The 13,013-nt window shown below is 45.8% G+C and carries 18 protein-coding genes; 14 read left to right on the top strand and 4 right to left on the bottom strand.

What is annotated here, in order from left to right:
• Positions 1 to 25: 25 nt before the first annotated feature.
• Together BN1691_RS08695 and BN1691_RS08700 are read right to left on the bottom strand one after the other, a co-directional pair.
• The gene (locus BN1691_RS08695; RefSeq protein WP_076850161.1) at positions 26 to 229 is read right to left on the bottom strand and encodes a DUF378 domain-containing protein; all 204 of its coding nucleotides are present in this window, start codon (positions 227 to 229) and stop codon (positions 26 to 28) included.
• 86 nt (positions 230 to 315) lie between these two features.
• Positions 316 to 750: a hypothetical protein gene (locus BN1691_RS08700; RefSeq protein ID WP_048601862.1), complete on the bottom strand. Its 435-nt coding sequence runs from the start codon at positions 748 to 750 to the stop codon at positions 316 to 318.
• A 103-nt stretch (positions 751 to 853) separates the two neighbouring features.
• On the opposite strand from BN1691_RS08700, the gene BN1691_RS08705 reads away from it, so the two are divergent.
• The 9 genes from BN1691_RS08705 (at position 854) to BN1691_RS08745 (ending at position 7,920) form a co-directional block, all read left to right on the top strand.
• A complete protein-coding gene (locus BN1691_RS08705; RefSeq protein ID WP_048601863.1) occupies positions 854 to 1,375 on the top strand; it encodes a MogA/MoaB family molybdenum cofactor biosynthesis protein in 522 nt (173 codons plus the stop codon).
• Between the two features lie 37 nt (positions 1,376 to 1,412).
• Positions 1,413 to 1,880, top strand: a complete 468-nt coding sequence (locus tag BN1691_RS08710) for a hypothetical protein (protein ID WP_048601864.1) — start codon at positions 1,413 to 1,415, stop codon at positions 1,878 to 1,880.
• 175 nt (positions 1,881 to 2,055) lie between these two features.
• Positions 2,056 to 2,460 (top strand): hypothetical protein, encoded by a 405-nt coding sequence (locus BN1691_RS08715; protein ID WP_048601865.1) that lies wholly within the window; start codon positions 2,056 to 2,058, stop codon positions 2,458 to 2,460.
• Between the two features lie 57 nt (positions 2,461 to 2,517).
• On the top strand, positions 2,518 to 2,976 hold the full coding sequence (locus BN1691_RS08720) for a YlbF/YmcA family competence regulator (RefSeq protein WP_048601866.1): 459 nt from the start codon (positions 2,518 to 2,520) through the stop codon (positions 2,974 to 2,976).
• An 83-nt stretch (positions 2,977 to 3,059) separates the two neighbouring features.
• On the top strand, positions 3,060 to 3,341 hold the full coding sequence (locus BN1691_RS08725) for a YlbG family protein (protein WP_048601867.1): 282 nt from the start codon (positions 3,060 to 3,062) through the stop codon (positions 3,339 to 3,341).
• A 105-nt stretch (positions 3,342 to 3,446) separates the two neighbouring features.
• Complete coding sequence (locus tag BN1691_RS08730) at positions 3,447 to 4,655, top strand: MFS transporter (protein ID WP_048601868.1); 1,209 nt, start codon at positions 3,447 to 3,449, stop codon at positions 4,653 to 4,655.
• A gap of 76 nt (positions 4,656 to 4,731) precedes the next feature.
• Entirely contained in the window at positions 4,732 to 5,172 is a 441-nt protein-coding gene (locus BN1691_RS08735; protein ID WP_048601869.1) for a universal stress protein, read from the top strand.
• A gap of 169 nt (positions 5,173 to 5,341) precedes the next feature.
• Positions 5,342 to 7,261, top strand: coding sequence for a M1 family aminopeptidase (locus BN1691_RS08740; protein WP_231638417.1), 1,920 nt, complete (start codon positions 5,342 to 5,344; stop codon positions 7,259 to 7,261).
• 107 nt (positions 7,262 to 7,368) lie between these two features.
• Positions 7,369 to 7,920 (top strand): DUF420 domain-containing protein, encoded by a 552-nt coding sequence (locus BN1691_RS08745; RefSeq protein ID WP_048601871.1) that lies wholly within the window; start codon positions 7,369 to 7,371, stop codon positions 7,918 to 7,920.
• A gap of 106 nt (positions 7,921 to 8,026) precedes the next feature.
• On the opposite strand, the gene BN1691_RS08750 is transcribed toward BN1691_RS08745, so the two are convergent.
• Complete coding sequence (locus BN1691_RS08750) at positions 8,027 to 8,362, bottom strand: DsrE family protein (RefSeq protein WP_048601872.1); 336 nt, start codon at positions 8,360 to 8,362, stop codon at positions 8,027 to 8,029.
• 70 nt (positions 8,363 to 8,432) lie between these two features.
• Positions 8,433 to 9,344: a YitT family protein gene (locus tag BN1691_RS08755; protein ID WP_048601873.1), complete on the bottom strand. Its 912-nt coding sequence runs from the start codon at positions 9,342 to 9,344 to the stop codon at positions 8,433 to 8,435.
• Positions 9,345 to 9,491: 147 nt separating this feature from the next.
• Here BN1691_RS08755 and BN1691_RS08760 point away from each other — a divergent pair, with 147 nt between their 5' ends.
• Genes BN1691_RS08760 through bshA form a run of 5 tightly spaced genes read left to right on the top strand, consistent with a single transcriptional unit; the run spans position 9,492 to position 13,007 of the window.
• A complete protein-coding gene (locus BN1691_RS08760) occupies positions 9,492 to 9,857 on the top strand; it encodes a nucleotide pyrophosphohydrolase (RefSeq protein ID WP_048601874.1) in 366 nt (121 codons plus the stop codon).
• Positions 9,850 to 10,662, top strand: a complete 813-nt coding sequence (gene dapB / locus BN1691_RS08765; protein WP_048601875.1) for a 4-hydroxy-tetrahydrodipicolinate reductase — start codon at positions 9,850 to 9,852, stop codon at positions 10,660 to 10,662. Before BN1691_RS08760 ends, dapB begins: the two co-directional genes overlap by 8 nt.
• Positions 10,659 to 11,084: a methylglyoxal synthase gene (locus BN1691_RS08770; RefSeq protein WP_048601876.1), complete on the top strand. Its 426-nt coding sequence runs from the start codon at positions 10,659 to 10,661 to the stop codon at positions 11,082 to 11,084. Before dapB ends, BN1691_RS08770 begins: the two co-directional genes overlap by 4 nt.
• Before the next feature lie 49 nt (positions 11,085 to 11,133).
• Positions 11,134 to 11,856 (top strand): bacillithiol biosynthesis deacetylase BshB1, encoded by a 723-nt coding sequence (bshB1, locus tag BN1691_RS08775; protein ID WP_315969544.1) that lies wholly within the window; start codon positions 11,134 to 11,136, stop codon positions 11,854 to 11,856.
• Between the two features lie 11 nt (positions 11,857 to 11,867).
• Complete coding sequence (gene bshA, locus BN1691_RS08780) at positions 11,868 to 13,007, top strand: N-acetyl-alpha-D-glucosaminyl L-malate synthase BshA (RefSeq protein ID WP_048601877.1); 1,140 nt, start codon at positions 11,868 to 11,870, stop codon at positions 13,005 to 13,007.
• The last annotated feature ends 6 nt before the right edge of the window (positions 13,008 to 13,013 follow it).

The raw sequence follows: 13,013 nt of genomic DNA on the forward strand, positions 1-13,013 counted from the left end.
CATCAATGCTACATCATCATGTCTGTTATGCTGTTCTCTCAGGTTGGCGATCGCGAAAGAAGAGCGAGATGGCATAGAGGGCCGAGATACCAACTATTGCATAGATAATCCGACTGATCAATCCCGATTGCCCACCGAAGAGCGCAGCGACTAAATCATATTGAAAGAATCCGATTAAACCCCAGTTGATTCCACCAATTATAACCATTGCAAGTGCAAATTTTTCCACAGTAATGAACCTCCCTTTTTATCAGTACTTAATCTTATTGTGGTACTTTAAAGGGAGTTTTATACATGGAGTCAACGGAAGTGGTATCATTCCAATTGGACTGGAGTTTTACGAGGATCATCAAGCCAGTAGCGCAGGTAAATGAGATGATCCGTCGCTTCTTCCAGTAGGATTTCTCCAGATGGTGCGATCCATTGCTCCATCTCACGAAAGGTCTCAACCATATACTCATCGGTCTGGGATTGCTCCACCACGACCCAAGAGAATTGCTGTTGTACGGAAGGTGATGGCTGATAGGAAAGCTCACCCTCTAAATATTGGGTAATAGGGATCGTCCGGGCATTATCTACATAGGGAAGGTGCCGAATTATTTGGGGGATGGTAAAGGAGCAAAACAGGACGAGACAGCTCATCAGGTAGATGATCAGGAGTTTTTCTAAGGGATGCTTTAGCGTACCTTGAGAAGCGGTTACTTCATCCATCAAATGATGCTGCTGTTCTTCTAATTGTTCCGGTGACATGCTTATCCCTCCTCGCTACATTGTATGGATTTGTCCCTTTAATTATGATTAAATGGAATGGAAGTAATACGCATTGGTTGAATGCAGATTGGGAGGAATGAAGATGAGTGTAAGTGAACATAAAAAGGAAGCACCTACCACGGTTCAATGTGCCATCATCACGGTGAGTGATACAAGAACTGAGGAAACGGATAAAAGCGGACAATTGATCAAAGCTTTATTAAATGAAGCCGGGCACACCGTAGTGGCGTATCATATCATGAAGGATGATTATGAAGGAATTCAGCGCCTTCTTCAAGAATTGGTACATCATGAGAAGGTGGAAGCCATCCTTCTCAATGGCGGAACAGGTATTGCACTCCGTGATACTACATATGAGGCGGTAAAAGACCTCTTGGTGAAGGAGTTACCTGGTTTTGGTGAAATCTTCCGCTACCTTAGCTTTACAGAGGATATTGGAACTGCAGCCATACTTTCCCGAGCCATCGCTGGCGTCTACAACAATCGTGCCATTTTCTCCATGCCTGGTTCATCTGGAGCAGTCCGTTTAGCGATGGAGCGCATCATTCTACCAGAACTTGGTCATGTGATGCGGGAGATTAATAAAGACCTAGCTCGTCATTAAGCGGTGAATTATTTAGTTATGGGGAGGATGTGTTAGCTTGCAAAGGAATTCTGCTTTGCTCGGAATCTTTCTAATTGCCCTTGGAGGCTTATTCCTACTGGTTCAACTAGGGTTTCAAATTTCCATGGAGTTTGTCTGGCCTTTATTTATTTTAATTCCCGGTATTCTCTTTCATCTAGCCTATTTTGCAGGGTGGATCCGTTCAGCAGGACTTTTAATTCCTGGAGGGATTTTAACCACCTATGGGATACTGTTCTACTACTGTATTATTTTTGGCTGGGAAACCATGGCATATATGTGGCCCTTCTTCATCATGGGGGTTGCTATTGGTTTGCTGGAATTCGGTCTTGCTGATCAGCGGCAGCCTGGTGTTCTCATCGCTGCAGGCATTATTGGGATCATTGGCTTACTCAACTTTTTGATCTCTGTGATGATGGGTGCCTTTAGCTATATTCTTGCTGTATTGTTTATTTTGGTGGGGATCTGGCTACTCATGCGCCGTTAGTGATCAATTACGTGATGATAAGCATGCTCGTGACAAGATAATCAATATGATGAGAGGCAGCATTCTGCAAAAGGAGTGTTGCCTTTTCTTAACCATCCCATTGAACCCCATAATTCGTTTAGTTTAGCCAAGACGAGGCATACTAGATGAAAAGGTTAAGAAAGGATGGTCAACCATGCTTCGACAACGCACTCAACGAGTTGTAGGTCATTTCATGATAGTCATTCTATTCGCATCTTTGTTATTATGGATACAGGCATTGCCTACTGTGCATGTATCGGCTCAATCATTGGCAGAACAAAAGAAGACCATTCAGGTGATCCATCACGTACGTAATTCGAATCTCTATTTGGAGTTTCGTACACGGGATGTTCAGCTTACATCACCAGCCCATCGTAATACCAAAGGGACTGGTTATATTCAGCTTTACCTTGATGGTCAGCCCTATACGCAAATTTATCGGGCAGCCTATGTATTGAAGCAGCTTCCAAAAGGGGAGCATACGGTACAGTTAGAGCTACGCTCCCATGGTCATGAGCCTCTAGGATGGCGTAACCATTTTAAGATCATGGTACCTTGAAGAATTCTGTAAAAGAATTTCAAGGTAAAAAATAGAATGGAAGAGGAGGGGACAAGGATGGTAGCTCACAGCATTTATGATACAATCTTCTACGACCGTTCAGTGGAATTGGCGGATATGCTGGTTAATTCCGCAATCGCCCATGAATATCACGAAGCGAAGCAGGCCCTTGCCCTGGATCAGGTCGCACAGGAAGCGATTCATCGCTTTCAGCATGCCAAGGAGGAGTACGAGGAAGCGCAACGCTTTGGCAAGTATCATCCCGATTATCAACAGTATCGTCAGACGGTACTAGAGCGGAAGCGGGAGTTGGATCTTCTACCAACGGTGGTACAGATGAAGCGAGTGGAGCGAGAACTGGAGCAGCTTCTCTATGAAATTGCTTATCTTCTATCCCGTAGCATCTCAACAACCATTAAGGTACCGAGCGATGATCCCATTCTCAACCTGCAGGGATCGGCAGGCTGCGGCGGAAGTTGTGCAAGTGGAGGATGTACAACCTGTGGAAATCATTAAGCAGAACATCATTTTCCCTTGCTTAGCTTGGACACCAATGATAAAATCAAATACATCATCGTTTTTCGAGAGAGGTGTTTAGGATGTTTCGAAAACGAATCGGTGTAGCCGTCTATATTGACCACTTACGATCAGCCAAACGCTTACGTCGCTTCGGACATATTCACTATGTTTCTAAACGTCTTCTCTATGTCGTCATGTATATCGACCACGAGACTGCAGAACAGGCCATTGAAGAGCTAAAACAATTACCTTTTGTGAAGGATGTATTGCTCTCACACCGTCATGAAATGACTACTGAATACACGAATCTTCGAGACAAAGCGAAAGAGTATGATTATGGAGTGCTACAATCCAAGGCATAATCAGGAACGGTCTGTTCCTGATTTTTTGTTAATTTATACTTAGAGTCCCGAAATATATAAAAACAAAGAGTTTAATGAGCAAATGGGAGCAGGAGGGTCAATTGTATGCCCCAGTGGAGAAGAAATATTTATATTCTTTTATTTGCACAGTTTCTTGTCATGAGTTCTATGTCGCTGGTGATGCCATTCCTACCACTCTATATTCAAGAGATGGGAGTAGCCCAAGATAAAGTGGCCTTTTGGGCAGGGTGGATCTTTGGGATCAACTTTCTCTCTTCTTTCATTGTCTCACCCATCTGGGGTAATCTTGCAGATCGCTATGGTCGGAAGGTGATGGTACTACGGTCCGGTTTTGGTATGGCCATTATTACGGGCTTAATGGGTGCTGCTAGCAATGTTTGGCAGCTTCTGATTCTTCGTCTCTTTAATGGGATGATTTCAGGCTTTATCCCTGCATCCATCGCACTGGTAGCAGCGACGACACCAAAGAGTCAGATCGGGTACGCCATGGGCTTATTACAGGCAGGTGGCGTAGCAGGGAGTATTCTCGGTCCTTTTATTGGTGGTGTACTGGCCACATGGATTGGCTTCCGTGAGATCTTCTATATCACAGGCTTTTTGCTCTTTATGGCTGCTTTACTGGTACTTTTCTTAGTGAAAGAGGAGAATAAGCCTAATCCGAAGGATCATCCCCGTGGGCAATTTATTCAGAATTACAAACGGGTGCTACAAACCCCATATATTTTACCGCTCTTTTTCATCGGTTTCATGATTCAATTTGCCACCTTGCTCAGTCTACCCCTGATCTCCCTCTATGTTCAGGAGCTGATGCCTACCAGTGACAAGATTGAATTATTTGCTGGAATTACCGCAGCAGTGATGGGTTTCTCCAATATGCTATTTGCCCCGATTCTTGGGCGCTGGGGAGACCGCCATGGCTCACAGAAGATCTTATTCTATTCTGTGCTTGGTGCAGCAGTGGCCTTTATTCCTCATGCCTTTGTAGTGAATATCTGGCAACTTCTTATCTTGCGTTTCCTCTTAGGAATGTGTGTGGGCGGCTTACTGCCTTCTCTTAATAGTCTGGTCAAAAAATATGCCAATAAGGATCTGGAGAGCTTGACCTATGGCTTTAGCAATAGCTCTGTGGCATTGGGGAACTTTCTAGGACCGATTATCGGGGGATACCTTGTAGGCTTGATAAGCCTGCGTGGACTCTTTATCATGGCTTCCATACTGCTCTTCATTACCTGGTTATGGATGAAGAGGATGTTTGCGAGGGAAGACACCCATGAGATGTTGAATAATTTGTAACAATTGCTTTACGATTATTCTGTCTTTGTTAAATTCTGTCTGCTATAATATGGATAAAAGAAATGGAGGGATCGCCATGTTTAAAAAAATCTTAGTGGCTATTGATGGATCAAATCAGGGGAATAAAGCGTTGGATTCTGCCATCGCTATTGCTCAAGGTGCTGAGGGTGAGCTACATATTATGCACGTGATCAAGAATGATATGGTTCCTAGCTATGTGTTAGCAGAATTGTCTACCATCAGCTTTCAGGTCGACTTTATTGAGGTAGCACGGAAACATGGAGATACCATCCTTGAGTTGGCTGCGGAAAAAGCGAAACAGGCAAAGCTCACCACCTATACCCATCTGCTAGAAGGTGATCCCGCACGGATGATTAGTTCCTTCGCTGAGGAGCATGATATGGATTTAATTGTTTTAGGAAGCAGAGGACTTACACAGATGAAGGAATGGATGCTTGGTAGCGTAAGTCATCGCGTTTCCCAATATGCAGAGAAGCCGATTCTCATCGTTAAATAAGTAAAATCAGTAAAACTTGTAGAACTGGATTCGATGATCGAGAGCTCTTTTTGAGCTCTCTTTTGTTTTTGTGTGATATGATAAAGTAGACTTGGTTCAGGTGAAGGTATTCGTGACGCGTCTGAGATAAAAAGTGATATTTACATAGAGTAGGATGATCTTCTTGCGTATGAAACCAATTCAACGATGGAGCATAATTATTTCTTCAATTATACTTCTGATCACAGCACTGCTATTCTACTACTTCAATGCTACCAAGCCCACCGGAAGCGAAGAAGAGGAAGAACTTCAACCACTCAATCTGGAGAAGCTACCATCTCTGCAGATCGATTTGCATGCCCATTATCAATTGGAGGCCACCCTTCTCCCACAGGAACGTCTGATTGTGGGGACCGCTATCATCACCTTCGATCTCCCGCCTACATCGGAGGTACATTTCTACTCCTATGCCTACGAGTGGCAACCGATGCAGATTCAGAAGGTGACGCAACAGGGGAAGGAGAAGGAAAAATCCATTCCCTTCACCTATGACAAGCGTACCATTCAGATTCAAACCAAGGATCTTCAACAAGAGGATGGTCGGAGCAGCTTAACCATCGCCTTTAAGACCCCAATCCCAGCGGGGGGTACACGGATGGGGGTGAAGGATTCCATCTGGCTCCTGACCAATTGGCATCCTCAGCTCGGTGTTCTTGATCAGCAGTATCTTTGGAAGGAACGCCCCCGTCCTCGTGGCTTCGGTGATCCCTTCTACTATTCCCGTGGAGATTATGAGGTGCTCTTTCATGCTCCAGCAGGGTATCACTGGGTGGTAAGTGGCATGGAAGAGGAGGAGAAACAACAGCAAGATCAGCAGGTGACCTGGTCCTGGAAGGGAAAGGAATTACATAATTTTGCTCTTGTAGGGAGTCCACATTTTATCATGGAGGATGTGAGGATGGAGGATGGGACGGTGATTCGTTTCGCTGCTTCCGATCCCACGCACTTAGCACAACTAAAGGCCATCGGCATCGCTGCGTATCAAGTTTACACAACAGAGTTTGGCCAACTTTCCACCAAGCATTTCGGTGTCATCGAAACAGGCTCAGGAACCAATTATGCTATTGAGCATCCCAATCTGGCCATCGTATCACGGGATATGTATGCATATGATCTGATTCAACACTGGTTGCCCCATGAGATTGCCCATTGGTGGTGGTACAATAATCTTTCCACATGGGAGATCGAGCATGGCTGGGTCGATGAGGGCTTGGCAGAGTTCAGTGTCTATCTCTATACGAAGCAGATGTTCGGTGAAGAGCAGGGTCATCAATTACTGAAAGAGTATCAAGATGGTCATCAGCGCCTAATGCAGCTCTTTCCCAATGGTCACCTCGATCAAGGACTCCACAGCTTTTCCAGTCATGAACAGTTTGACTACACCTGGTATGATGGTGGCGCCATGCTCTTTTTCAATCTACGGGAACGTATCGGGGAAGAAGAGTTTCTTCATTTTCTTCAACGTTTAACCAAGGAGTATGCAGGGATGTATGTGGATGCTCGTCATCTCGATGAAGCCTTAAGTGAGGTTCTCCATGGGAAGGTGAACTATTTTCAGAAAAACGTAGCTCAGGCCAATCATCATCACTTTGTGGACCCTGATTGGGAGACGGAACCAGGGATTCTCTTTGCACCAGGTAGTGAGATTTTACATCAGCCAAAGGCGTTTACAGACCATGCTTATGCCAAAAATGGGCAGCTCTATCTCCCCCTCCGTCCATTGCTAGAGTTAACAGGGGCTGAAGTAAATTGGCATGGAGAAGATGGCTATGTGGAATTACGAGATGTTCTGATTGATGAAGGAGAACTATCAGACACATCCGATACGAAACGTAATTCAACGCGTCTCATTACTGTCACCATTCCTTTGGATGGGAATGTGGTGACACTGAAGGAGAATGAGGTGGAAAGTACCTTCACCATTCCCATGAAGGCATGTAATCGGAATGGTACACTCTATCTTCCTGTTCAATTCTATGAGACCATTTATAACTGGGAGATCGATTGGCTTAAGGGCGAGAATCAGCTTATCATCGGCGGTGATATCTAGATTCCCGCCTTTTCTGGTGTGACATAAAGGTGACCTTCAATCATTGCTTTACTAGGTATAATCCCTTATTCTATAAAGAGAAGGAAAATTGAAGTAGAAGAGAGGGAATGATTGTGGGACAAACAGAGAATAAAGCAGCAGTAACGCGGAATTATACTCCAACGATTGTCATCTTAACCATTGTAATTAATCTGGTCGTAGCCATTCTCTTTTTTATGCCGAAGTATGAAGGGGCCACCCAGTTTGATATTACGGTTCTACCGATGATGAATGCGATTTTTAATAGCTTTACCTTTGTCTTTCTTGTAGCAGCCTTATGGATGATTAAGCGTAGCAATATTAAAGCGCATCGTGGCTTTATATTCGCAGCCTTTACAACCACAGCACTTTTCTTAATCACCTATGTAACGTATCACTTTTTAGCAGAATCCACACCCTATGGCGGTGATGGTGCTCTACGTTATATCTATCTCTTTATTCTTTTAACTCATGTGGTGCTGGCTGCAGCCATCGTTCCCCTTGCTTTAACAACTCTAGCGCGGGGATTGAATATGCAGACGGAACGGCATCGCAAAATTGCACGCTGGACCATGCCACTCTGGCTCTATGTGAGCATCACTGGTGTGGTGGTCTATCTGATGATCTCGCCTTATTATTAAGCAGGAGATATTCATTAGCGTAAAAGGAAGACCCAGGTGGAGGAGCATCTCCATCTGGGTCTTTATGCGTGGTGTCCTTATATAGCAATGAATCGAGCGTACAAAGTTATAAGGTAAGCACTTCGTATTGGTTGGCCAATTCAATAAAGTGTTTCATACTAGAGAGCTCACCGACGGTCATTTGATCCTGCAGTCCATAATAGTCGATACAGGTTTTGCATGCCAGAATGGAAACACCACTCTTTTCAAGCGCCTTTAACTGTAAGGAGATCACTGATTTGGCGGTGAGTGTAAAGACACCGCGATTCAAGCAGAAGATAGCCACCGGCTTCTCCTCTTCCTGTTTTAAAATAGTAAAGAAATTCTCCAGTAAAGCTTCACCTAGCTCTTCATCGCCAGTGCCTAAGCGGTCTGATTGAAGAAGAATTACACGATTTTTCATAAGGCTGTGTCCTTTCTAAGTTAGATAGACTACATTTACTATTGTAGCAAAAGTAGGGTGTACATGCGTGTTAACCTTTGAGCGGTTGTTTATTCTCATCTAAGGTGAAGCCTTCACCAAAGACCTCTCTTGCATCGGAGACCACGATAAATGCATAGGGATCTACTTCATGGACGAGATTGCGGAGCAGGATTAATTCACCCCGTGGAACAACACAATATAAGACTTCCTTTTCACTGCCGGTATAGCCACCTCGTCCTTTTAAGAGCGTGGTTCCTCTACCCATCCGCTGGGTGATGGTACTGGAGATGGCGGGGGCTTGCTCAGAGATAATCATGGTAGCCTTGGCAAGGGAGGCTCCCTCTAGTACAAAGTCAATGACGCGTGTCCCTGTATAGATAGCCACCATGGTGTACATGGCATAGGTTAGATCGAGATAGATGGTGGAAAGGGCGATGACAAAAATATCAAACATGAGGAGTACCTTACCCATGCTGATCCCCTTATGCTTATTCACAATTCGGGCCACAATATCTGATCCCCCTGTTGTTCCACCAAAGCGGAAGACAATGCCGAGACCGATGCCGACGAAGACCCCTGCATAAAGGGCTGCTAAGATTAGATGATCAGGCATAGGATAGGCAATTCCTTCGAAGATCCAGAGAAAAAGGGAGACAAAAAGCGTTCCAATAATCGTATAGATCATGGTGGATTTGCCAAGCTGCCGATAACCGATAATAAATAAGGGGATATTGAGTGCAAGGTTGGTAATTGCCGGGTTAATATTAAAGATATATTTTAATAGCAAGGCGATTCCGGTGAAGCCACCTTCAGAAAGATTATTGGCAATATTAAAGGTATTGATGCCGAAGGAAAAGATGGCAGTACCCAGCATGATTCCTAAGATATTTTGCCAGCGTAATCGGAATTTTTTGGGTGGGATCGATTGATGGAGCAGGGTTGTATCGGTGCTTTGTGACATGATTGGCACATCCTCTCTAGCTTCAGCTTCTCTGTAGTTAAGTATACTTTAGTTTTGATTTTGATGACAATATGTTGGAGGGATGTTGGCAAATCGTCTGGTATGAATTAACATGAAGATATGTAAGAGGGATAGGAGGAACAGCAGATGCAGTTGGAGATTGAACATCCAGAGCAGGAGAAGATGCTACGCGCTTGGCAGGAAGAGGTGGATCAATATATCTCGCAATTTAAAGAGGGGTACTTTTCTCCACTTGCCATGCTGGCCCGACTTTCAGAGGAATTAGGGGAGTTAGCCCGTGAAGTGAACCATACCTATGGTGAAAAGCCGAAGAAGCCCACTGAGCAGGCTGGCAGTATTGAAGAGGAGCTTGCTGATTTACTCTTCGTGCTCATCTGTTTTGCCAATTCACAAAATATTAGCCTTGATGCTGAATTGAACAAAGTCATGGAAAAGTTTCGGACACGCGATAAGGATCGTTGGACCAAAAAGGAGGAGTGCTCCCATGAATAAACCAATTCGAATCGTTGTAGCAGGTGCCAAAGGACGGATGGGACAAGAATGGATACATTATATGGAGGGAGAACCCACATTCCAGCTGGTAGCTGCGGTGGATCGTACATTAGAGGGCGTTGATGTAGGCAATGCCTTGGGAGGCTCATCCCAAGCGCCCTTCTATACCTCCCTTGCAGAAGCTATCGAAAAGGAAAGACCCGATTGCTTAGTGGATTTCACAACCCCAGAGGCAGGCTATCGTAATGCGCTTACGGCCATGGAGCATGGAATTCGTGCGGTCATTGGTACCACAGGCTTTAGTGAAGAGCAGCTCAAGCACTTGGAGGAGGAGCATGCCAAGCATCCTGCGGGAATGTTGATCGCTCCGAACTTTGCCATCGGTGCTGTATTGATGATGCAATTTTCAAAAATGGCTGCCCGTTTTCTACCAGATGTAGAGATAATCGAGATGCATCATAACCAAAAGCTAGATGCACCATCAGGTACAGCAAGAAAGACAGCAGCCATGATTCAAGAGGTGCGGCAGGCTCACCAGCAAGGTCATCCTAATGAATTGGAGCATATGGCCGGAGTTCGCGGTGGTGATATGGAAGGGATCCGTATCCATAGTGTCCGTCTGCCTGGTCTTGTAGCTCATCAAGAGGTAATCTTTGGCGGTGAGGGAGAGACCTTACATATTCGCCATGATTCCAATTCTCGCCGCTGCTTTATGCCAGGGGTTGCCTTGGGTATACGCTATGTAATGGAGCATCCCCAATATATCTATGGGTTGGAGCATATTCTGGGAGGGGAAATGGCATGAATATCGCCTTGATTGCCCATGACCGCAAAAAAGATGAGATGGTCAACTTTGCCATTGCCTATGAGCCTCTGCTTCAAAAACAGACGCTCTATGCTACAGGAACCACAGGACTACGGATTATGGAGCAGACCAAGCTCAAGGTGAATCGGAAAATGTCAGGCCCATTAGGAGGCGATCAGCAGATTGGCTCTATGGTGGCTCAGAATGAGCTGGATCTGGTGATTTTTTTCCGCGATCCATTAACAGCGCAGCCCCATGAACCGGATATTCTAGCCTTACTACGGCTATGTGATGTGTATGGCATCCCCCTTGCCACCAATGTGGCCTCTGCAGAGATTATGATCCGTGCCTTGGATCGCGGTGAGCTCAATTGGCGTGAAGTGGTTCATAAGTATCGTAATGAGATGCTTGCTAAGGAGTAAGCCATTCGACATGGCTCTCCAGAATGGAGCAGGAAGCAGGTAGAGATGATTGGAAGATAGAAAGGAAATGGCTATGGAAGCATGGGAAAGCGTTGATATTGTAGCATTTGGTGCCCATCCTGATGATGTGGAAATTGGTTGTGCAGGCATCTTGCATCGCCATGTGCAGATGGGGAAGCGGGTCCTCATCTGCGATCTAACCAAGGCGGAGCTCTCGTCTAATGGGAACGTGGAGCTGCGCCAACAGGAGGCAGCGCATGCCGCTGAAATCATAGGGGCGAAGCGGATCAATCTCGGGATGGCTGATCGGGGGATCGTGGAGGATACAGACTCGATCCGTAAGGTGGTTGCTGTGCTACGGCGCTATCAGCCAAAGCTAGTACTGGCACCGTATTGGGAGGATCGTCACCCTGACCATATGGCTTGCTATCATTTGGTCTACCAGGCCATCTTCTCTGCAACCATTCGTAAATTTGTAGTGGATGATCTGCCACCCCATCGAGTTAAACAATACTTTGCTTACTTTATCAATCAGATTACGACACCAAGCTGCCTCATGGATATCTCCCAACAATGGGAGACGAAGCGGGCAGCCTTATTAGCTTATGGCTCACAGTTCTCTGCACAGCCCGGTACGGTAAGTACGCCGTTAAATGCTGGATACCTCGCTTCCCTCGAAGGACGGGAGCGCTATTTTGGCTCACAGCTGGGCGTTCAGTATGCCGAGGGCCTCGTTAGTAAAAATCCCCTCCAGCTCACCCAGCTGGTGTAAGGAGGCCCATGATGAAGATTGGAATCACGTGCTATCCTTCACTAGGTGGATCAGGGATTGTGGCTACGGAGTTAGGAAAATTTTTGGCGGAGCGGGGACATACGGTTCACTTCATTACATCAGGTGTACCATTTCGCCTCGGTACTTATATGCGGAATATCTATTATCATGAGGTGGAAGTGAATAGCTACTCCGTCTTTCGTTATCCTCCCTATGATCTAACGCTGGCCAGTCGGATGGCACAGGTGGCTCGTATGGCGGAGCTGGATCTTCTCCACGTTCATTATGCCGTTCCTCACGCTGTAAGTGCATATCTTGCGAAGTTGATGGTGGGAGACCACTTGAAGGTGGTTACCACCTTGCATGGGACAGATATTACTGTACTAGGGTATGACCCGACGCTTATTGATATAATCCGCTTTGGTATTCAGCGGAGTGATTATGTGACTGCCGTCTCTGAAAGCTTGATTCAGGAGACGAAGCAATTGATCTGTCATGATCAAGAGATCGCTTGTATCTATAATTTTATCGATCCAGCGCAATATTATCGCCATGATGTAACTGCTCTTCGTCGTGAATATGTAAATTCGGAACAGAAACTGCTGGTTCACCTCTCTAATTTTCGCAAGGTGAAGCGTGCGCCTGACTGTGTTCGCATCTTGCAACAGGTTCGACAGCAGGTGGATGCGAAGCTACTCTTCATCGGAGAGGGGCCTGAATTGCCAGCGGTACAGCAATTAACCTTTGAACTGGGTCTACAGGATTATGTAATGTTTTTAGGGAAGCAGGAGGATATAACGCCCATGCTCTCTATGGCTGATCTCATGCTGCTTCCTTCGGAGAAGGAGAGCTTCGGCCTTTCTGCCCTAGAAGCCATGGCATGTGGTGTGCCGGTTATCGCTTCCCGAGCAGGAGGTATCCCCGAGGTGGTGATCCATGGGGAAACAGGCTTCCTTGCACCCATTGGCGCTGTAGATCAGATGGCAGCTGATGCCTTGAAGCTTCTAAAGCATCCGATGCTATGGGCAGAGATGTCCCAGCATGCAGTCAATTGGGCGAAAACCCATTTTGCTGCGGAACGGATCGTAACACAATATGAGGAGATCTATCGTAAGGTCCTAGAGGGTGAAGGCCGGAGGGAAGGAGCCTAGACTAGT

Origin of the sequence: Rubeoparvulum massiliense (assembly GCF_001049895.1) — a bacterium.
Lineage (GTDB): Bacteria > Bacillota > Bacilli > Rubeoparvulales > Rubeoparvulaceae > Rubeoparvulum > Rubeoparvulum massiliense.